Annotated in this window: 19 protein-coding genes and 1 riboswitch; of the genes, 10 read left to right on the top strand and 9 right to left on the bottom strand. The window is 44.9% G+C overall.

Annotated elements, in window-relative coordinates; all coding sequences use genetic code 11:
- The first annotated feature begins 55 nt into the window (after positions 1 to 55).
- Positions 56 to 1,780 carry an SLC13 family permease gene (locus NX845_RS19530; protein WP_004735273.1) on the top strand — a complete coding sequence of 575 codons (1,725 nt, stop codon included), beginning with the start codon at positions 56 to 58 and terminating at the stop codon, positions 1,778 to 1,780.
- Between the two features lie 24 nt (positions 1,781 to 1,804).
- Entirely contained in the window at positions 1,805 to 2,425 is a 621-nt protein-coding gene (gene cysC / locus NX845_RS19525; RefSeq protein WP_019825496.1) for an adenylyl-sulfate kinase, read from the top strand.
- Between the two features lie 166 nt (positions 2,426 to 2,591).
- Here the strand turns inward: cysC and NX845_RS19520 are convergent, their stop codons facing one another.
- The 7 genes from NX845_RS19520 to NX845_RS19490 all read right to left on the bottom strand — a co-directional run bounded on the left by NX845_RS19520 (position 2,592) and on the right by NX845_RS19490 (position 8,367).
- Complete coding sequence (locus NX845_RS19520) at positions 2,592 to 3,500, bottom strand: TIGR03899 family protein (protein WP_017078804.1); 909 nt, start codon at positions 3,498 to 3,500, stop codon at positions 2,592 to 2,594.
- 527 nt (positions 3,501 to 4,027) lie between these two features.
- Positions 4,028 to 4,543 carry a DUF3299 domain-containing protein gene (locus tag NX845_RS19515; protein WP_004735277.1) on the bottom strand — a complete coding sequence of 172 codons (516 nt, stop codon included), beginning with the start codon at positions 4,541 to 4,543 and terminating at the stop codon, positions 4,028 to 4,030.
- Positions 4,544 to 4,557: 14 nt separating this feature from the next.
- Complete coding sequence (locus tag NX845_RS19510) at positions 4,558 to 5,817, bottom strand: ABC transporter permease (RefSeq protein ID WP_004735278.1); 1,260 nt, start codon at positions 5,815 to 5,817, stop codon at positions 4,558 to 4,560.
- Positions 5,814 to 6,530 carry an ABC transporter ATP-binding protein gene (locus tag NX845_RS19505; protein WP_004735279.1) on the bottom strand — a complete coding sequence of 239 codons (717 nt, stop codon included), beginning with the start codon at positions 6,528 to 6,530 and terminating at the stop codon, positions 5,814 to 5,816. The genes NX845_RS19510 and NX845_RS19505 overlap by 4 nt, the downstream gene beginning before the upstream one ends.
- Before the next feature lie 139 nt (positions 6,531 to 6,669).
- On the bottom strand, positions 6,670 to 7,392 hold the full coding sequence (locus NX845_RS19500; RefSeq protein ID WP_260257081.1) for a DUF2796 domain-containing protein: 723 nt from the start codon (positions 7,390 to 7,392) through the stop codon (positions 6,670 to 6,672).
- Between the two features lie 41 nt (positions 7,393 to 7,433).
- A complete protein-coding gene (locus tag NX845_RS19495; protein WP_017078801.1) occupies positions 7,434 to 7,724 on the bottom strand; it encodes a DUF2607 family protein in 291 nt (96 codons plus the stop codon).
- 91 nt (positions 7,725 to 7,815) lie between these two features.
- Positions 7,816 to 8,367 carry a YtfJ family protein gene (locus tag NX845_RS19490; RefSeq protein ID WP_017083758.1) on the bottom strand — a complete coding sequence of 184 codons (552 nt, stop codon included), beginning with the start codon at positions 8,365 to 8,367 and terminating at the stop codon, positions 7,816 to 7,818.
- 252 nt (positions 8,368 to 8,619) lie between these two features.
- On the opposite strand from NX845_RS19490, the gene NX845_RS19485 reads away from it, so the two are divergent.
- Positions 8,620 to 8,820, top strand: a complete 201-nt coding sequence (locus NX845_RS19485; protein ID WP_004735283.1) for a DUF1107 family protein — start codon at positions 8,620 to 8,622, stop codon at positions 8,818 to 8,820.
- A gap of 106 nt (positions 8,821 to 8,926) precedes the next feature.
- Here NX845_RS19485 and msrA read toward each other — a convergent pair whose 3' ends face one another.
- A complete protein-coding gene (msrA, locus tag NX845_RS19480) occupies positions 8,927 to 9,556 on the bottom strand; it encodes a peptide-methionine (S)-S-oxide reductase MsrA (protein WP_004735284.1) in 630 nt (209 codons plus the stop codon).
- A gap of 195 nt (positions 9,557 to 9,751) precedes the next feature.
- Between msrA and NX845_RS19475 the strand changes: the two genes are divergently transcribed.
- The 4 genes from NX845_RS19475 to NX845_RS19460 all read left to right on the top strand — a co-directional run bounded on the left by NX845_RS19475 (position 9,752) and on the right by NX845_RS19460 (position 16,063).
- Positions 9,752 to 11,464 carry an autotransporter assembly complex family protein gene (locus NX845_RS19475; protein ID WP_065682688.1) on the top strand — a complete coding sequence of 571 codons (1,713 nt, stop codon included), beginning with the start codon at positions 9,752 to 9,754 and terminating at the stop codon, positions 11,462 to 11,464.
- A complete protein-coding gene (locus tag NX845_RS19470; protein WP_065682689.1) occupies positions 11,461 to 15,219 on the top strand; it encodes a translocation/assembly module TamB domain-containing protein in 3,759 nt (1,252 codons plus the stop codon). Before NX845_RS19475 ends, NX845_RS19470 begins: the two co-directional genes overlap by 4 nt.
- 49 nt (positions 15,220 to 15,268) lie before the next feature.
- Positions 15,269 to 15,625: a gamma-glutamylcyclotransferase gene (locus NX845_RS19465; protein WP_065682690.1), complete on the top strand. Its 357-nt coding sequence runs from the start codon at positions 15,269 to 15,271 to the stop codon at positions 15,623 to 15,625.
- 81 nt (positions 15,626 to 15,706) lie between these two features.
- The gene (locus NX845_RS19460) at positions 15,707 to 16,063 is read left to right on the top strand and encodes a DUF2799 domain-containing protein (protein ID WP_065682691.1); all 357 of its coding nucleotides are present in this window, start codon (positions 15,707 to 15,709) and stop codon (positions 16,061 to 16,063) included.
- A 92-nt stretch (positions 16,064 to 16,155) separates the two neighbouring features.
- Here NX845_RS19460 and fbp read toward each other — a convergent pair whose 3' ends face one another.
- Entirely contained in the window at positions 16,156 to 17,166 is a 1,011-nt protein-coding gene (fbp, locus tag NX845_RS19455) for a class 1 fructose-bisphosphatase (RefSeq protein ID WP_004735289.1), read from the bottom strand.
- 270 nt (positions 17,167 to 17,436) lie between these two features.
- Here fbp and mpl point away from each other — a divergent pair, with 270 nt between their 5' ends.
- From mpl to thiB, 3 genes are all read left to right on the top strand, one after another.
- The gene (gene mpl, locus NX845_RS19450) at positions 17,437 to 18,795 is read left to right on the top strand and encodes a UDP-N-acetylmuramate:L-alanyl-gamma-D-glutamyl-meso-diaminopimelate ligase (RefSeq protein WP_017096055.1); all 1,359 of its coding nucleotides are present in this window, start codon (positions 17,437 to 17,439) and stop codon (positions 18,793 to 18,795) included.
- Between the two features lie 38 nt (positions 18,796 to 18,833).
- Positions 18,834 to 19,457 carry a flavin prenyltransferase UbiX gene (locus tag NX845_RS19445; RefSeq protein WP_004735291.1) on the top strand — a complete coding sequence of 208 codons (624 nt, stop codon included), beginning with the start codon at positions 18,834 to 18,836 and terminating at the stop codon, positions 19,455 to 19,457.
- Between the two features lie 43 nt (positions 19,458 to 19,500).
- Positions 19,501 to 19,620: riboswitch (TPP riboswitch) on the top strand.
- 53 nt (positions 19,621 to 19,673) lie between these two features.
- The gene (gene thiB / locus NX845_RS19440) at positions 19,674 to 20,666 is read left to right on the top strand and encodes a thiamine ABC transporter substrate binding subunit (protein WP_017096056.1); all 993 of its coding nucleotides are present in this window, start codon (positions 19,674 to 19,676) and stop codon (positions 20,664 to 20,666) included.
- Positions 20,667 to 20,728: the final 62 nt, after the last annotated feature.

Here is a 20,728-nt window from a genome sequence, read left to right as displayed (position 1 = left end):
AACAGCTTATTGAATCAGGCGGAAACCCATCGTTTCCGCCATAAAGGACGGGTATATGTGGCAACAAGGATTTGTATTAGCGATTTTGCTCGGCATCATTACTTGCCTGCTCGTTACCCGTATTAAGCCAAGCTTTATCTTTGCTGGCGCGGCGTTTATTGCTTTTATGGCTGGCATGATCGATTTGTCGAGCTTAGCCAATAACTTCACTAACTCCTCGTTACTGACTTTAATTCTTCTTATCCTCGCATCAAGTGCGTTGGAGAAAACTCGCTTAATCAGTTGGGTTAGCCGAAATATCTCTGAAGGTAGGCTAGGTACCGTGGTTGCGAAGTTGGGTATTTCCACAGCGTTACTTTCTTCTTTTACTAATAACACGGCGGTGGTTGTTTCTTTGATCGGGGCGATCAAACGTAATCAACAGCATGCGCCATCTAAACTGCTAATCCCTTTGTCATACGCTGCCATCTTAGGTGGAACGCTGACATTGATCGGCACCTCTACCAACTTGATCATCAATAGCTTTGTTGAAGATGCGGGTTTGCCAAGTTTAAACTTTTTCACACCGACCTTGATCGGTTTAGCGGTGTTGGTCGGTGGTGTGTTGATCCTTATTCCGCTGAGTTACTTCCTACCAAGCTACGATGATGGATCTCAAGATGATCTGCCTTACTTTTTAGAAGCAAGAGTGGAACCTGGTTCTCCTTTAGTTGGCCGCAGCGTCAGCGAGAATAACCTCAGAGCATTGAGAAAACTGTTCTTAGCGGAAGTGATTCGAGACGGTAAAACAACCGCGTCTATAGACCCTGACTTCATACTCCAAGCTCGTGATCGATTACTGTTTTGTGGTGATGTCGAGAGTGTTGCGACACTGCAAGAGATCCAAGGGCTAACTCTGTTTGGTCAGCACCACCTGAATGGCCAGAGCTTTGTTGAGGTCGTAGTCAGTTCATCGGCAAGCTTCTGTAATAAAACCCTCAAGACCAGCCAGTTTAGAGATCGCTTCGATGCGGTTGTGGTTGCCATTCGTCGTGGTCATGAACGCCTTGAAGGTGGCCTTGGAAACATCACATTAACCGCTGGCGATACCTTGATTTTGGTTCCAGGAAAACGTTTTGAAGAACAGCGTCAACAACACAATAAAGAGTTTGTGTTGATGAACGATCTAGACTCAAGCGCCAAGCTTGATGCCGATAAATCGACGTTTGTGTTGCTCGGCTTTGCCAGTGTGATTGGGTTATCGCTCGCTGAAGTCGTGCCGATTATTAAAGGGCTAGCGGGATTTTTATTATTGCTGGTGGCATTTGGTGTAGTACAACTTGGTGAGCTTCGCCGCCGTTTCCCCGTCGATATTGTCGTGATCGTTGGTTCGGCACTCTCTATTGCTCAACTGATGATTTCATCTGGGTTGTCTGAGCGAATGGGGCTGATGTTTATGGAAGCCTTTAATGGCTGGGGCGTGTTTGGAGCGCTAGTCGCGACCTATTTCATGACGTTGGTCCTAACTGAGTTGGTGACCAACAATGCGGCAGCGGCACTCTCATTCCCCATTGGCTACAGTATGGCAGTAGGCTATGGCGTCGATCCAATGCCGTTCATCATGGCGGTTCTGTTTGGTGCCAGTGCCAGTTTTATTTCGCCATACGGCTACCAAACCAACTTACTTGTTTATAGCGTAGGTAATTACCACCTTACGGATTATCTGCGCATCGGCATCCCAATCTCGATTGTTTATTCGGGTTTGGTGCTGACCCTAATTCCTTATTTTTTCCCATTTTAATGCTGTTTATTTAAAGGACTAATTATGACCGCAGTACTCAAACCAAAAGATGAGAATGTTGTGTGGCATCAACACTCGATTGATAAAACATTCCGCTCTGATCTGAAATCACAAAAGCCAGCCGTGCTCTGGTTCACGGGATTATCTGGTTCTGGGAAGTCGACAGTCGCTGGAGCATTAGAAAATCGCTTGGCACAGCTTGGTTACCATACTTACTTATTGGATGGCGATAATGTGCGTCATGGGTTATGTAGCGACCTTGGCTTCTCTGAGCAGGATCGCCGAGAGAATATTCGTCGTATTGGTGAACTTGCTAAATTGATGGCGGATGCGGGTTTGATCGTGTTGTCAGCGTTTATTTCTCCACATCAAGCGGAGAGACAGTTGGTGCGTGATTTATTGCCGGAAGGTGAGTTTCTTGAGGTGTTCGTCAATACACCACTTGAGGTTTGCGAACAGCGTGATCCTAAAGGTTTGTATAAGAAAGCGCGTGCTGGAGAAATCCCGAATTTTACTGGTATTAGTTCAGCTTACGAAGCGCCTCAGAATCCTGAGATTAATTTACCCGCAGGTGAGAAGACACTCGATGAATTAGTCGAGCTGTGTATTGATGCGTTAGAGAAGCGAAATATCTTAGCCAATTGAGATCGTTGGTATGACTAAGGCTACTCAGCTGTTTATCTGCTTATTCACGACCGATAAATAGTGCAGCCTTAGTTTACCGAGACAAGAAACCTATCCTCTAGATTCTCTTTATTCTTCTCAATACTCTTCACTTTTTACACCGTCTATTTTTTGCACCGTCGAGTGCCTAGACGGTGTAATTCACACTGCTTTTCACTTCTGTCTGTACCGTGAACTTCTGACTTAATAGAGCAATCAGTTGATCGTAATACTGCATGTTGGGTTTGTTGCCAAGTAAGGTGCACAGCTCATTACCTGTTGGACTGAATCGGTAGTAAACCAGTTTAACCCCTTTTGAAATAGGCGCCAGTGACATGCTCTTACCTTGATAAGTTAGGTGTAGGGCTGGGTCGAAATCAATCTCTCCAGATTCTAATTCTGTTCCTAGAATAATCCCGAGCTCAATCAAGTGGAGCAAACTAGAGTAGGGCAGGTTGTGTCCACCAAGGTTGATGGTGTTGGTGGTGTCTCTTTTGCCAAAGCTGAAGATTCCAGCATGGGATTTAAAGCCGAGTAATAGTTTTCTGCTGTTATCACTACCAAAGCTACAACCCAGTGACGCGGCTCTTTGCAGGGTGAGCGCTTCTTTTGGTGTCATGTCTTTTAAGATCTGAAGCGCCTTCATCGACGTCGAGCCTGGGTTGGTGACTTCTCGTTTCAGTACTTGAGCCCATAGCCTCTGCATCGATGTATTGTGGATCTCTTGTGCCATATCGAAGAAACGGTATAGCCAGTCCTGATCAGGGTCTCCAGCCGCTTCATCCTTACATGAAGAGTGTGCCAACTTTAGAATTTGTTCTAGGTTCTTTTGGCGAAGCTCTCTACGTTTTTTCTCTCGTAATAGTGCCCGTTCGATAAGCGTACTCTCAGCTTTATCGTTTGGCTTTGTACTATGACTAATTAAGGAATCGAGGCCGAAGCTTTGTGCGATGTGCAGCATTCTGCTTGCACTGTCGGCAATATGAGGCTTTTTCTCATGCTTTTGCTGTGTATCGCTAGCATGCTCAATGATCACTGGCTGTTTGGTTTCTGACATAAGAGTACCGTAAGGAGACGACCCAACACCAATCGTAGTAATTAATTGCTCGCCCTAGCTTGTTAAAACGCTCGATAACAGCGTTAGAATTTTTGATTGTAGAATAACTACTTATCAAAACTATTTATTGAAAAGAGCTTCCTTGTTCTCAAGCCTTTTTCCTACGCTATTTCTGAACACTTACTTATTGTGATTGGTATAACTGTCTAAAATGTAACTCTTTATCTTATTGGTGGCTAGATTTTGCGTGCAGAGTTGAAGGTTTCAACAAAATTTTACTTTTGCTAATGATAATAAAATGTTAAATTTGTTGTAATTCTCAAGGAGGAGTTATGAATCAAGTCAATGATAACAAGCTGAAGAAACAGCTTAGTATAGGGTTATTACTCGCTACTTATGTCGCTGTTCTAGCGTACTTATCTAATTACATCGCGTAATTTAGAATAAAATAATCGTTATTAAACTGTTATTGAATGATCTCACTCGTTCAGTGACGGCAGCTCATCCTTGAGCCACCCTTCTAATGACTACATGTCGTCATATTCTTCAATCGCAGTACCTTCAATAAGATAACCAGTTTGCGCCAAGTCATGGCTTATTGACTCAGTTTTCAGCGTACCCACTAAATAGATCACATCCCATAACTGCTGGATTGGTGCACCTTTAGGGAACTTCACGTAGATGATTTGGTTTGGTGGTGGCGGTGGCACGTGGATACATGCGCCAAAGTACGGTACCAGCAGAAACTCAGTGATCATGTTCTCATCGCCTTCCAATGGAATCACAAAGCCAGGAATTTTGACTGTGCTGCCATTCAGCTCTGGGCGAACAGCGCCAAGTGTCGATTGTTGAGGTTTGTCCATGCTGTCGTGGTTAACCATCGGCATGCCAAATGAGTCGAGTTGTGCTCGCTCTGACTCTGGAATCAAGTCAATCCAATCGAGTGTTAATACCGATTCGTCAGTCTGAGTGGTTTCAGCGTGAGCTGTGCTGATAAATGGGAACATAAGTAACCCAAGTATCAGTAGGAATTTGCGTTGCATCGTAGGTTCCTATTTTAGATTCGAATAGTCATGCCATCAGACAATGACTGACGGTAAGCCCTGAAAGCGGGAATAAAGCCGATAATGATTCCAGCAACTTGCACCAGCATAAGCAGTTTCCACTCATGAGGTGTGATTGCGGATATCGATATGTTGATACCATAACTTTGTTGCACAATAGGAGCAACTACTGCGATCAGGGCAAACAACACGGCAACACCTAATGTGATACCGAGGAAGGTTAGGGCACTTGCTTCACTGATCAGTAAACCAAACACATGACGAGGCCTCGCTCCCATCGCGCGCAGAATGGCCATCTCTCGACGTCTTTCTTGCAAGCTAGTGAGTAGACTACTCAGCATCCCTAACAGTCCCGCGATTACAACAAACCCTGAAACAATCAGTAGTGCTTGTTCTGCTACTGCCATCATTCCCCATAATTCGTGAAGCGCAATGCCTGGCATAATGGCGCTCAAAGGTTCTTGGCGGTAGTTATTGATTTCTCGTTGCAGTGCAAAGGTTTGGATCTTCGATTTAAGGCCAACCATCATCGCGGTAATCTGCTTCGGTTGGAAGTCACGTTGCTTTAGCGCTTCAGCATTCGGTGTGTGCCCGAGGTTAGCCCCCGATTCCCAACCAACGTGAATCGCTTCAATGGCCTCTAACGAAACATGCACCGTTTTATCTACTGGTGTGCCGGTTGGCGCGAGTATTCCGACAATGGTGAAGGGCAGGTTATCATGGCGACTAAAGGCAACATCACTGATACCGTGCGCCAGAATGATGTGATCACCGATTTTGTAATCTAACTTCTTCGCGACATCGGCACCAATCACGACATCAAATAGCTGATTAAACTCTTTACCTTGCTGAAAAGTAAGTGGTTGCTTACTTCCATAGCGATAATTTTCGAAGTAGCTATGGTTCGTGCCCATTACGCGGAAGCCTTTATGTGAATCACCCAATGAGATTGGGATCGCCCACTTTACAGCGTTGTGCTGGCTAAATTCTTCATAGCTTTTCCAGTCGATGTTGTTGGTCGCATTACCGATTCGAAATACGGAATAAAGCAGCAGGTTTACCTGACCAGAGCGGCCACCGACGATAAGGTCAGTACCTGATATCGTATTCGCAAAGCTGCTCTTAGCTTCGGTTCTTACACGTTCCACACCGAGTAATAGAATGACTGACACCGCCACGGTGAGAATAGTCAGAATGGCTGTGGCTTTACGGTTGAGTACGCTTTTTAAGGCTAAGTGAGTAATTACTTTCATACGACAACCTTAGCTTGGTTAACGGTTTTTAAATCTATGGTTCGAGTGAACAGTTTTTCTAGTGTTGGATCGTGACTGACAAAGATCAGGGTAGAACCCGCCTGATTCGCTTGTTCTAGCAACAGTTCGATAAAGGCTTCTCGGTTGTCATGATCCAGAGCCGATGTCGGTTCGTCGGCAATAATGATTTTGGGTTGGCCGATCAAAGCACGAGCGGCAGCAACACGTTGCTGTTGACCAATACTCAACTCGGTAACGGGCTTGTCCATTAGAGCTTGAGGTAGCTTTAATCTGAGCAACAACTCTTGAGCGGTTGCTTGCAAGCTGTTCTGACTTTCAGTGACTTGCTGCTTACGAATCTTAGAAAACTGACAAGGAAGCGTCACGTTGTCGATGACTGACAAGTAAGGAAGCAGGTTAAATTGTTGGAATATATAACCAATATGATCGGCTCTGAATTTGTCTCTCTGGCGAGGTGTTAGCTGTGTGAGATCTTGGCCAAGGATAGATACTTCGCCTTGTTCAGCTTGGTTGATTCCGGTCAGTAACCCTAACAATGTTGATTTCCCGCAACCACTAGGCCCTTTGATGAAAAGGTGCTCTTGGGCTTGGATATGCAGTGAGGGGATCTCTAGCGTTGGGGGCAATTCAGGCTTCCAACGAAAGCTGATATTTTCGAGTTTGACCACAAGTGATGAACTGTCAAAAGACATATTAGCTCCAATAATTAAAGCGGTGTCTCTACTGGACAGTTATTAGAATAATAAATTCCCAGAGCACACCGATTTGTACAGCCAAGTAAGTGAATACTTACTTGGCTGCTTATCTACGTTTAATTCAATCTAATGCTAATTAGAATCGAAAACTAATACGATCTGCGTTAAGTACTTCTTGAATTTGAGCACTGTCAGTTAACAGGTTCACAGTCATTGATTTTGTGTTGCTGAACTTAGAGAACCACTGAGTATTCACGGTATCCAGTTTTTCAATGTCAGTACATTGGTAGTGGTACTCGACAGTGAACTCACCGTGGCCGCCTTCTGAGTGGTCATGGCCTTCGTGCTCAGCATGGTCATGGCCTTCGTGGTCATCATGATCGTGCTCAGCATGGTCATGGCCTTTGTGGTCGTCATGATCGTGTTCCGCGTGGTCATGGTCTTTGTGGTCGTCATGATCGTGCTCAGCGTGGTCATGACCTTCGTGGTCGTCATGTTCGCCTTCAGCGTGGTCATGGCCTTCATGGTCATCATGATCGTCTTCTAGGGTGTTCGTCACTGACTTGAACTTCAAAGTACAGCTTGCATTGTTGAAACCAAATAGTTCTTCTGGCTTGTTCAGTTGCGCAATCGCTTGTTCAAACACTTTCTTTTGCTCGGCAGTTTCTGGAGCATGTTCAAAGCCAACCACATCAGCGCCGGGAGCTGTTACTTCAACAAGCAGCTCTTGCCCATCTTGAGCGATGTTCACTTCAACTTTACCGTGCACGTGTGCTTCGTGAGAGCGGAATTCTTCGTTAGCTAGAACATTCGTTGAGACAGTCATGCCGATAACAACGGCTAAAATAGTAGGTTTCATGTTTTTTTCCTGAATAAAGGTTAATTAAAAAGTAGTGGTAATTAAGCGATATTTACAGGAGGTGAACGTGCTAAATAAGCGAAATACAGGCGCTGTAACGAAATTACTGACTCTGTAATAGTGGCTGTAAATTCTGAATGGAACTCTGGAACTTGTGGCAGTGAGTGCGCAGTAATGAACTGATTTATCGAAAACAGCTCACAGTGATGCGAAGTGTGGTGATCGGGGTCAATATCCACCATATGTGTTGCCGCTAACACGCTTAACATGAGCATCAGCCCAAGCAAGAAGCCTGTTTTGCGTTTCACATTGTTAGGTGTGTTTTGCCACATGAGTATGATTAACCACAGAATTAAAAAAGGATACTGTTATAATATAACAATATCCTTTGGTCAGGTCTCGAAAAAGACGCGAATATCTTATTTAAAGGCTCGCTTTAATCAACTCAATGACTTGAGTGACTTCTGATTCGTTTAATGCCCCTTCTTTAACAAACAAGATTTTACCTTGCTTGTCTTGAACGATAATCGCAGAGCTTTCTTCTTTTAAAGCCCATGATGACGCTACCGTGCCGTCTTCATCTAGCACCATAGAAGACCATGGAAATTCTTCTTTGCTACTTTCTGCTGACGATTTAACAAAAGACCCAGTACCCCAAATCGCATCATCTTGGTTGATGATGGTAGTGGTTTGGTAGCTGTCTTCTGCGAATTTCGATGCTGTGATGGCTGCCATCAGTGGTGCGTTGAGCTCTTTCGAGCTGCTACGGCCTGCAATAGCTTGAACGACGCGAACTTTACCTAGAAGAGCGTTGGTTGCCCAAGCTTGATATCCAGTATTTCCGTCGTTTAGTACGATTTCACCATAGTTGCTAACATCGACAGCAGGCAGAGTTGTACCTACAGATAGGTTGTGAGCATTGGCGAAGAGTGGAGAGGCTGCGGCTAAAAAAGCCAGTAGAGTTTTGTTTTTCATTATATTTTTGTTCCGCTTATTGGTTTGCTCTGGAAGTATAATATGAAATTTGAAAAATGCCTCTTTAACTTTTTTATCGTACGACGTAGAAATAAGTTGCAGGCTTGTTACCAAAAGGTATAATGCATCAATATCGAGATGAACAATAGATTATCTTGCTGTTTGCTAAAGGAATTAGCGATTGAATGTGCTTTGAATACGTTGGTGTTTAGGTACGTGACTGTAGTACTCAAATGGAATTGAGGTTGTATTATGTTAAGAAAATTTTCTACTTATCGTCCACATCAGGTGGCACGTTTCGTTAAAGTCCTATTCAAAGGCCAGTTTGCTATTGAGGGTATCGGAGAGTTTCGCTTCGACCAAGGCAAAGTGCTTCTTCCTGAAGTTTCAGACAAACAAAAGCTCACTATTTTTAAAGAAGTTAACGGCACCATTGCTGCGCTGCCGGTGTAACTGACTGTTATAGATTTGCATTGCGTCAAATAGATTTCCAATGAAAAGGGCTTCCTAGCGGAAGCCCTTTTTAATGGATGTTGTTCTAGTTTGTATGCCTAACACATTATTGCGGAGGGAAGCAGACACCCGTACCGCCCAACCCACAGTAACCGTTAGGATTTTTGGCTAGGTATTGTTGGTGGTAGGTTTCTGCGAAAAAATATTTTCCAGCAGGCAGAACTTCCGTCGTGATCTCGTTGCCTAATGATTCAGTCATTGCTCGTTGATATTCACGTTTAGAGTGCTCGGCGACGGCTTGTTGCTGTTCGCTGAATGTGTATATCGCGGAACGGTACTGAGTCCCTAAGTCGTTGCCTTGGCGCATACCTTGGGTTGGGTTATGGCGCTCCCAAAAGGTCTCAAGTATTCGAGCTAAAGATGTTTGTTCGCTATCAAAAATGACACGAACGACTTCGGTATGGCCGGTTTGTCCGCTGCATACCTGCTCGTAAGTAGGATTGACTGTGTATCCACCAGCGTAGCCAACGGATGTGGAAATAACACCATCAAGTTGCCAAAACAAACGCTCAGCTCCCCAAAAGCATCCCATACCAAGTAGGACTTCTTGTTGAGAGCCCGTAGGCGCATCAAGCAGATCGGTTTGATTGACGAAATGACGCTCAGTGATTCGAATTGGGTCAGCATTTCCCGGTAGTGCGGTTGCTGCAGAAACCAGTTGTTGTTTGTTTAGCATGTTATATTCCTTTTCGCATACGTTTACCGCGCTGGCTTTTATTTAACTTGGGTTCATATTAACTGTTGGTCAATATTGAATAAGTCTTTAAATTAGACCGTGTTATTCCAAGATTTATTACAGACTCAATGTCTTTTTAGCGGTATTATTTCTTTTCATTTATTAACGTATTGATAACTTCTTCACCAATTAAGCATGATAAGAAAAACTTTACCAGTTCTGATTGGCACTCTATTGTCATCGACGCTCGCTTTCGCTGATGTTTCCCTTGAAATTAAAGGGCTTAATGGAGCGCTTGAGGATAATGTTGATGCTTATCTGAGTGCGATTCCTGAAGAAGAGTACTCGGTTTCATTAAGGTTCCAATCTCGCTTGGAGTCTATGATAAAAGAAGCCCTGAATGCGTTAGGTTACTACCACCCTAATATCACATTTTCTCACTCCCAAGATGATACCGAAATGACCGTTACGGTTGAGCCGGGAGAGCCTGTTGTTATTTATACTTCAGATATCGTTCTGACTGGTGAAGCCAAAGATGATCCTGACTTTTTGGCTTTGATAGCTAGAAGTAAGCTGTCTAAAGGTTCGATTCTGAATCATGGCAATTATGATTCTTTGAAATCATCGATCCGCAACCTTGGATTAGCGAAAGGCTACTTCGATGGGTCGTATGATCTTAGCAAGCTAGAAGTCGCCCCTGAATTAAACCGTGCTTATGTCCGCCTTCATTATAACAGTGGTATACGCTACCACTTTGGCACAACTACAGTGACGGGCAGTCAAATTGAAGATGACAAAGTTCAATCTCTCAAGCCGTTTAAAGATGGCGAACCTTACTCTATTACCAAAGTCGGCGAGTACAACCAAAACTTGTCGAATACAGATTGGTTCTCCTCGGTATTTGTTGAGCCAGATTTAAGTCAGTTAGGCGAAGGCCGAGAAATCCCGATGAAGGTTAGCCTTGCTCCGCAAGCTCGTAACCAAATCGAAACGGGTATCGGTGTCTCAACGGACCTTGGTGTGAAAGGCACTCTTAAATGGAAAAAACCTTGGGTTAATGACAGAGGCCATAGCTTCAATAGTAGCTTGTCGATCTCCAAGCCTGAGCAGACGATCACTGCAGCTTATAAAATCCCATTGGATGACGTACTTAATGACTACTACCAAGTTAAGTACGGTATGAAAAATTTGGATAATCGTGATACCAAGAGTTTGGAATCCAACCTCGCCTTAGAAAGATATTGGCGTCTGGACAATGGCTGGCAACGCACGGTGTTCATTCGATACTTGGTCGAAAACTATGAACAAGGTTTACAAGATGACTTGGCACAGTTTGTTTTGCCGGGTTTCTCTTTCTCACGAACTCGAACGCGAGGTGGTTCGATGCCGATGTGGGGCGATAAACAAACCATTATGTTTGAAGCGGCCGATGATACCTTGTTATCCGAAACTAAGGTTGTTCGTTTTCAAGGCCAAACCGCTTGGATTCGAAGCATTGGCGATAACCACCGAGGCCTAACTCGGCTTCAATTTGGCGGTAACTTTGCCGACGAGTTTGAGAAGCTGTCTCCTTCCCTAAGATTCTTTGCCGGTGGTGATAACAGTATTCGTGGTTATGGCTATGAGTCGATCTCTCCGCGCGATGAAAGTGGCGCTCTAACGGGTGCAAAATTTATTGCAACCAGTTCGTTTGAATACCAATACCGCTTGGTTGGAAACTGGTGGGGCGCTGCATTCTACGATATTGGTGATGCATTTAATGACAAGCCAGAGTGGAAGCACGGCACCGGTGTCGGGGTGCGTTGGGCGTCCCCCGTTGGTCCAGTGAGTCTAGATTTTGCTTGGGGCCTAGATGCGAAGAAAGGCGATGAGTTCCAACTGCACTTTAGTTTAGGACCTGAATTATGATCAAAGTGATGGGCAAGTGCCTGAAATGGACGTCGATCTCATTGACGTCTATTTTGCTATTGTTGATAGCCCTGCTCGGTTTTGTTTTGTTCACCAATCCAGGGTTGAACACCGTGTTGTGGGGCGCTGAAAAAGCATTACCACAACTTAAAGTGGAAAGTACTAAAGGGGCCCTGTTCCCAAGCTTTACGCTTAATAATGTTCAGTTTAAAGATGACAGCCTGCATATCGACACCAAGGTTCAAAAGCTTAACTTGGCTATTAACCCTCGTTGTTTGCTTGATCCTAAGCTGTGTGTTGATCGTTTAGCGATTCAAGGGTTGGACTTCGCATTTACTGAACTGCCTCCACCCTCTACAGAAGAAGTAGAACCGACTCCGCCCGTGACATCGGTAAAAACACCACTACCAATAGTGATCAATCGCATCGCTTTATCTGATATCAAACTGAATATCTTGGGTCATGAAATCGAATGGGGTTTGTTCTCAACCGCTCTGAGCATGCAGGGTGAAACGCTGACGGTTTCGCCAACCTTGTTCAATGATCTTAAGGTTAAACTTGCTGAGTCGACGGTAGAACCACAAGCAGAAACTGTCGAGCCAGAAACCGCCGCTAAAACGGCTATCGAGTTACCTGAAGTCTTAATTCCTTTGCAGGTTGTACTTGAGCGTTTTGACCTAAACCGTTTCACCTTAGAACAAGAAACGCCAATTATTGTCAACCACCTTGGCCTTGAAGCTAAGGCGGGTAAGCACACGGTAGATGTTTCCACTCTAGAGCTCGATATGCCCCAAGCAAGTGCGAATTTAGCGACGAAGGTTGAGCTCAAGGGTGGCTATCCGCTAGAACTTTCTTTGGATGCGTTAGTGAAAGAAACAGACCTTGCTGGTCAGAAATTATCACTAAAAGCACAAGGAAGCGTGGCTAAGCTGCACTTAGATTCTCAGTTTTCTGAGCTGATTGAGGCAAAGCTGTCTGGGGATATTCAACCCTTAGAGCCAACTCTACCATTTGACCTTCTTTTAGAGGGCGGACAAGCGCAGTGGCCTCTTACCGGAAAAAGCGATTACCAAGCGACAATTGAGCAATTCAAAGCTGATGGCTCATTAGATGGCTTCAATGTTCTACTTAAAGGTGAGGCCGATGGTAAGGAAATCCCTGAGTTATCAATCGATCTGCAGGGTAAAGGCACGACGGAACAGATTGAGTTCGAGCGTCTAAAGCTAAACACGTTAGGCGGTGAACTCAACGGTGTCATTAAAGCGAATTGGAAGAGTCTCGTTGACTGGCAAGCTGACGTGACACTTAAAGACATTCAACCGGGCCTGCAATGGCCAGAAGCCGAGGGTAACATTAGCGGAAGCATTGTCACCTCGGGTGAGTTGACGGAAGCGGGCGGTTGGGCGATTGAATTGCCTAAACTGGATATTGAAGGGATCTTGCGAGAGTACCCTCTGGATATCGAAGGACAATTGTCAGCGTCAGATCGCAGCGCGAGCGGTGAACCAAAGTTGAAAACCAGCGGTTTGAGCTTGGCTCATGGTGTTAACTCGATTAAGGCACAGGGGCAACTTGATAAGCAATGGGACATGGGCGTTGAGATCTTCTTCCCTGAGCTTGCAAAAAGTAGTCCTGAGCTGAAAGGTAGAGTGATCGGTAGCATCCAACTTAGCGGCCCAACGAAAGAGCCTGAAGTCGATCTTGCTTTAAATGTTGATAAGGTCGATTGGAATAACGAAGCAACACTAGAATCCTTGTCGCTTAATGGCTCTTTGGTTCCTCTGCCATTACCTGAAGCCCAAGCCGATCTTGTACTCAAAGCTAAGAACTTGACCTATCAAGATCAAAACGTGGAAAGTATTGATCTCACGGTGAGTGGTGGTGAGAAGAAACACACAGTGACACTTGATGTGATATCCGACATCGTGTCGACAAGTTTGGCGATCTCTGGAGAGTTGATTCAAAAGCCTTCTATTATTTGGGATGGGTCGTTAGACCGCGTCAAAATAACCACTCAGCAAGGTCCTTGGGTATTAGATCAACCTGTCGCGATAAAGGCGGATGTCGATAAACAGTTTGCCGATGTTCAAGCGCACTGTTGGAAGCAATCTGGTTCGAGTGTGTGTTTGGATGAAGACGTTCGTGTCGGTAAATCGGGTGAGGCCAAGGTGGCCATCAATCAATTCGATTTCGAGCAGATTAAAGCCTTTGTGCCTAAAGAGACGCAATTGCAGGGCTTAGTCAATGCGACTGCCCATGCTAAGTGGTCTGAACAAGGTGAGCCTGAGGTTACGGTAAGCGTTGATATGCCGAAAGGTCAGGTTGTTCAACAAGTTGGTGAGCCAATTACACTGGGTTGGGAAAGTATTGCATTGAATGCCCAGTTGAAAGACAACAAACTGGATGCCGATTTTAAGCTGGATGTTTCCGACAATGGTGACCTGTCTGGTACGGTGTCGTTACCGGATATCCTTGCCGAAGACAAAATGGTCGATGCTGCAATTAAGCTGACCACGTTCCACCTCGATTTCTTGCAACCAATCCTAGGTGAGTACAGCCTATTGAAAGCCGGCCTTGAGAGTGATCTTCAAGTTAAAGGTTCTTTGATGCACCCTCAAGTTTTTGGTCAGTTCTCGGTTGATGGTATTCAAGTCAAAGGCGACGTCACGCCTGTTGATGTGAAAGATGGCCGTATCGATCTCGACTTTGATGGTTATAGTGCAAAGCTTGATGCGAATGTAGAAACACCTGACGGTCACCTTGATATTGAGGGAACCGGAGATTGGCAAGATCTTAAAGCATGGCACTCTAACGTTAGAGTTTTTGCCGATGAGTTGATGGTTGATATCCCGCCGATGGTCAAGGTTAAGGTCGTACCTGATATGACTATTGATGTCACGCCCGAGCTGGCAAAAATTACGGGTGACATAGCACTACCATGGGGACGAATTGTGGTAGAAGACTTACCACCGTCAGCGGTTGGTGTGTCTTCCGATCAGGTGATATTGAACAAAGATCTTGAGCCTGAAAGTGAAGATACGATCCCATTCAATGTGATGACCAATATTAATATCTCCATTGGTGATGACTTTAAATTGTCTGCCTTCGGTCTTGAAGGCGACTTGGTTGGTAAGCTCAATGTAGCTCAAAAAGACCAAGGCCCATTCATCACTGGTGAAGTGAATATCGTCGATGGTACTTACCAATCATTCGGGCAAGACCTCTTGATCGAAGAGGGTAAAATTCTAATGAATGGTCCACCGGATCAGCCATATGTAGCCATCAATGCGATTCGTAACCCTGATAATACTCAGGATGATGTGACAGCAGGTATTCGAGTTACAGGCCCTGCGACAGAGCCGACCATCGAGATTTACTCTGATCCAGCGATGCCACAAGCGAACGCGCTGTCTTATATTTTGCGTGGCCAAGATATCGATGGTGAGTCGAGCGGTTCGATGACAACAACCTTGATCGGTTTGAGTTTGGCTAAGAGTGGTAAGGTTGTTGGCGAAATCGGCGAAGCCTTTGGTGTACAAGATTTACAACTGGATACAGCAGGCTCTGGCGATGACTCTCAGGTTACGGTAAGCGGCTATATTCTCCCAGGTTTACAGGTGAAATATGGTGTGGGTATCTTTAACTCGTTAGGCGAGTTTACCGTTCGTTATCGATTGATGCAGGATCTCTACGTTGAGGCAGTATCGGGTCTAGACAGTGCTGTGGATCTTCTCTATCAATTTGAATTTGAGTAACACTTTGAGCGGTGATTGATTAGCGGATGACGAATGCTAGGGAGTGAGTATGCAGCACCTCGTTTTTGTTTATGGGACATTGAGAAAAGACCAATCAAACCACCACTATTTAAAACAGTGTGAGTGTTTAGGAAGGTTTGACACACCTGAGGAATACGCACTTTTTGATTTAGTTGCGTATCCGGGGATGATTTTTGGAAAGAAAAGTGTCGCTGGCGAGGTCTATATCATTAACGACGAAATTTTGGAGTCGCTCGATCGGCTAGAAGATGTTCCTGTTGAGTATCGTCGCGAGCAAATAGAGACTATATTTGGATTAGCATGGGTATATTTGTATCAGCTTGATCTAACAGCTAATAAAGAAATACTTTCGGGTGACTGGTGTAAGCGGGACAACCCGCTATAGTGAATGAACTACTGGAAGCATTCTGACGTAATAGCTAAAAGTCTCAATGTACGAGCTAGTCTTTTCCATCAGGAGGAAATTATGAAATATATATTATTGGTGCTATCAGTAATGCTATTTGGTTGTGCGCAAACCCCGCCACCAACATCAATGAATACGACCGATTGGCAGAGCTTTGGCGAAGAAATGGCGCTAAAAGGGAAAACCAAACAGACTGAAGCAAGTTTGGCAGAAGCTGCGTCTTCACCATCTATTGATGCCGATTTGTATGCGGCTTACGACCAAGGTTATGAAGTGGGTAAAACTCAGTACTGTTCACAGAACCCGCGAGCGCTAGGACGCCGCGGTGAGACCTACCTTGGCATTTGCGATGACGTCGATAAATGGTTCCGTTTTAATTACGAGCGTGGTGCTGAATCAAAGTATAGCGTTCAATAGTTCGGTGATTGTTTAATTCAGCGAACAACAAAAAGCCAGCATATAAATGCTGGCTTTTTTAATGACGTTATTTTGAGAAATAAACGAGAGAATTAGTCTCGGTTAAGCTCAAGAAACTCTTCTACTTTGCGAACCATGTCTGTTGAGCCAACAAAGAAAGGTACACGTTGGTGTAACTCAGTTGGTTTGATGTCCATGATACGTTGAGCACCGTCTGAAGCGATACCACCCGCTTGTTCCATAAGGAAAGCAATTGGGTTGCACTCGTAAAGCAAACGTAGTTTACCTTGAGGATGGCTTTGTGTGCTTGGGTATAAGTAGATGCCACCTTTCAGCAGGTTACGGTGGAAATCTGATACTAGAGAACCGATGTAACGAGAGGTGTAAGGGCGGTTATCACTTGGCTCATCTTCTTGGCAGTACTTGATGTACTTTTTAACACCCGTAGGGAAGCGGAAGTAGTTACCTTCGTTGATCGAGTAGATCTTACCTTCATCAGGGATCATCATGTTTTCATGAGATAGACAGAAGGTACCCAGTGATGGGTCGTAGGTGAAACCATTGACGCCAGCGCCTGTTGTGTAAACAAGCATGGTTGAAGAACCGTAAATTACGTAACCAGCTGCGACTTGTTTGTGTCCAGGTTGCAGGAAATCTTCTTGTGTTGGTGGGGTACCAATCGGTGACACTCGGCGGTAGATAGAGAAAATCGTACCAACCGATACATTCACATCGATGTTTGAAGAACCATCAAGTGGATCCATCAGAACAACGTATTTTGCGTTTTTGTTGAGCTCTTTATTGAAGGCAACAGCTTCGTCTTCTTCTTCACTTGCAACGCCACAAACTTGGTCACGAGCTTCTAGAGCCGCTTTAAATTTGTCGTTCGCGTAAAGGTCTAGCTTTTGTTGCTCTTCACCTTGAACGTTGTCTGTACCAACAGCGCCAGTAATGTCGACAAGACCTGCTTTGTTGATTTCACGGTTAACAATTTTCGCAGCAAGACGAATTGATGACAAAAGGGATGATAGATCACCACTTGCATGGGGAAAGTCACTTTGTTTTGCAACAATGAACTCACCAAGGGTGCGCATCTCAGACATGTTATTTCCTTAAACTTCTCTCAATATTAGGGGGGATTTGAGCACTGTAGATTAGGCCTCTTGAGTGGGCTTTATTCATCTAGACGCTTACCTAAATTCTAAAGGTTAGATCTTTTTAATGGTAATGAACTAAGCGACACAGATCTCACTTACTATGTCGACTAAATTTGTTTTGCATTGCTGCTCGCTTTTAATCGCCATTTAATGATAATGAGTGCAAGTAGTTTGATTTAAACATGGCTCATTTAGCCAAGCGTTTGGAAGCAATATATGCATATTCACATCTTAGGAATTTGTGGCACCTTCATGGGTGGTGCCGCGGTATTGGCTCGTCAATTAGGTCACAAGGTTACGGGTAGTGACGCGAATGTTTACCCTCCAATGAGCACTTTGTTGGAATCGCAAGGGATTGAAATTATTGAAGGGTTCGACCCTAGTCAATTAGAGCCAAGGCCTGATCTCGTGGTTATCGGTAATGCGATGAGCCGTGGTAACCCGTGTGTTGAGTATGTATTGGATAATAACCTTAGATACACATCAGGCCCGCAATGGTTGCAAGAATTTCTACTGCATGACCGTTGGGTTCTTGCGGTCTCGGGAACGCATGGCAAGACCACTACATCAAGCATGTTGGCTTGGATCTTGGAAGACTGTGGCTATGCTCCGGGCTTCTTAGTTGGTGGTGTGTTGGGTAACTTTGGTATCTCTGCTCGCCTTGGTGAAAGCATGTTCTTCGTGGTTGAAGCCGACGAATATGACAGTGCTTTTTTCGATAAACGATCTAAGTTCGTTCATTACCACCCAAGAACCTTGGTGATGAATAATCTTGAGTTCGATCATGCGGATATCTTTGACGATCTTGAAGCGATCAAGCGACAGTTCCATCATTTGGTTCGCACTGTGCCAAGTAATGGTCGTATTTTCTCACCGAAGCAAGATACGGCTATTGAAGATGTTCTATCTCGTGGGTGTTGGAGTGAGACTGAATCGAGCGGCGAACTTGGCGATTGGGATGCCAAGAAACTGGTTAAAGATGGCTCCAAATTTGAGGTCTATTTCCAAGACGAATGTGTTGGAATGGTAGACTGGGATTTGGTTGGTGATCATAACGTAAGTAATGCCTTGATGGCGATTGCGGCGGCAAGACATGTTGGTGTGACACCCGACTTAGGATGTGAATCACTGGCAACTTTCATTAATACCAAGCGTCGCTTAGAGTTTAAAGGCGAAGTGGCAGGTGTTTCTGTCTATGACGATTTTGCTCATCATCCTACAGCGATTGAACTTACTCTGGGTGGCTTACGTAATAAGGTCGATACGAAAAAAATCATTGCTGTTTTAGAGCCTCGTTCTGCCACCATGAAGCGTGGTGTGCATAAAGAAACCTTGGCTGATTCGCTCAAACAGGCGGATTCTACCTACTTATTCCAACCGGATAACATTGATTGGTCTGTACAAGATGTTGCCGATGCGTGCCATCAAACCGCACATGTAAGTGATGACATGGATGCATTCGTTGCTAGAATTGTCTCAGAGGCACAAGCGGGCGACCAAATCTTAGTCATGAGTAATGGTGGCTTTGGTGGTATTCACCAGAAATTGTTGGATGCGTTGGCACTCAAAGGCTAACGGCATCCACGACCTTATATTTTGAAGTAATTGAGAACATGACAAAACACGATAAAGCTATAACCCTCGCTTTCACTGGCGCATCAGGTGCGCCTTATGGCCTGCGTTTACTTGAATGCCTTTTGGCGGCGGATTATCAGGTCTATTTACTGATATCGTCGGCTGCGCGAGTGGTGTTGGCGACCGAGCATGAACTTAAGTTACCTGCAGGGCCCGATGCCGCGAAACAAGCTTTGGTTAAGCATTTAGGCTGCGACCCAGAAAAGCTCGTGGTGTGTGGCAAAGATGATTGGTTCTCACCGGTTGCCTCTGGTTCTGCAGCGCCGAAGCAGATGGTCGTTTGCCCATGTTCAGCGGGAAGCTTGGCTTCAATTGCTCATGGCCTGTCAGATAATCTGATTGAGCGTGCTGCAGATGTGGTCATGAAAGAACGAGGCCAACTGTTGTTGGTGGTTCGTGAGACGCCATTCTCGACGCTGCACTTAGAGAACATGCATAAGCTATCGACTATGGGCGTGACGATCATGCCTGCCGCTCCGGGTTTTTATCATCAACCTCAGTCGATTGAAGATCTGGTCGATTTTATGGTGGCGCGCATTTTGGATCATCTTGGCATCGAGCAAGGTTTAGTGCCACGTTGGGGTTACGATCAACGTAATTGATCCAAACTTGATAGCTTATTGTTAAAATTCGAATTACAATTCTGAACACTCATCGGGGAGCGAACCATTCAAATAATGAATGCGAGCTGAGATCAAGCAAGTGCTTGGGACCCGTAAACCTGAACCAGATAATGCTGGCGTAGGAATTGAGTTAGGAACAACTTCTACCGTTCTCCTCCCTCAAACCTGTGCCGCTCAGACCATGGAGAGCGTCCAGTGAAATTCACATTAACAACTCTTGCTGTTACTACAGCCATCTCTTTTTCTGCCTTTGCTGCAGACAATACCCTAACGGTTTATACCTATGACTCTTTTGCTGCGGATTGGGGACCTCGTCCTGCCGTTGAAAAAGCATTTGAAGAAAAGTGTGGCTGCGATGTGAACTTTGTCGCGCTAGAAGATGGCGTATCTATTCTGAACCGCTTGCGTCTTGAAGGTGGGAACAGCAAAGCTGATATCGTGTTAGGCCTAGATAACAATCTGATGGCTGAAGCGAAAGCGACGGGCTTATTAGCTAAGCACAGTGTTGATACGTCATCAGTAACGCTTCCTAATGGTTGGAGTGACAGTACTTTTGTCCCTTATGACTTTGGCTACTTTGCGTTTATCTATAACAAAGAGAAACTAGCAAATCCACCTAAGAGCTTGAAAGAACTGGTTGAGCAGCGTGACGACCTTAAGGTTATCTACCAAGACCCACGTACATCAACGCCGGGTCAAGGCATGATGCTATGGATGAAGTCAGTATACGGTGATGAAGCGACAGCAGCTTGGAAGAAGCTCTCTCAGAAAACGGTTACTGTGACTAAAGGTTGGTCTGAAGCTTACTCTATGTTCTTAAAAGGTGAATCGGACTTAGTCTTGTCTTACACGACTTCTCCGGCTTACCACATCATTGCAGAAAGTGATTCTAAGTACGCAGCAGCAAGCTTTGAAGAAGGTCATTACACTCAAGTGGAAGTGGCGGCGAAAGTTAAAGGCAGCAAGAACGAAAAGCTTGCCGATGAGTTTATGGCGTTTATCCTAAGTGATGAATTCCAATCTGCGATGCCAACGGGCAACTGGATGTACCCAGTGACTGATATCGAGCTACCAAAAGGGTTTGAGCAGTTAACAGTACCGCAGAAAGCTCTGAGTTTTACGCCTGAAGAAATCGCTGCTAAGCGTAAGCCATGGATTCGTGAATGGCAGAGTGCACTTACTTTTTAAAAGATTAGCTTTCTAGCTTAACTTTCTAAAGATTAGTTTCCTAAAGCTCAGCTTTCTAACTT

Source organism: Vibrio sp. NC2, from assembly GCF_025195005.1.
GTDB lineage: Bacteria > Pseudomonadota > Gammaproteobacteria > Enterobacterales > Vibrionaceae > Vibrio > Vibrio splendidus.
This window is presented reverse-complemented; position numbering and strand designations above follow the sequence as displayed.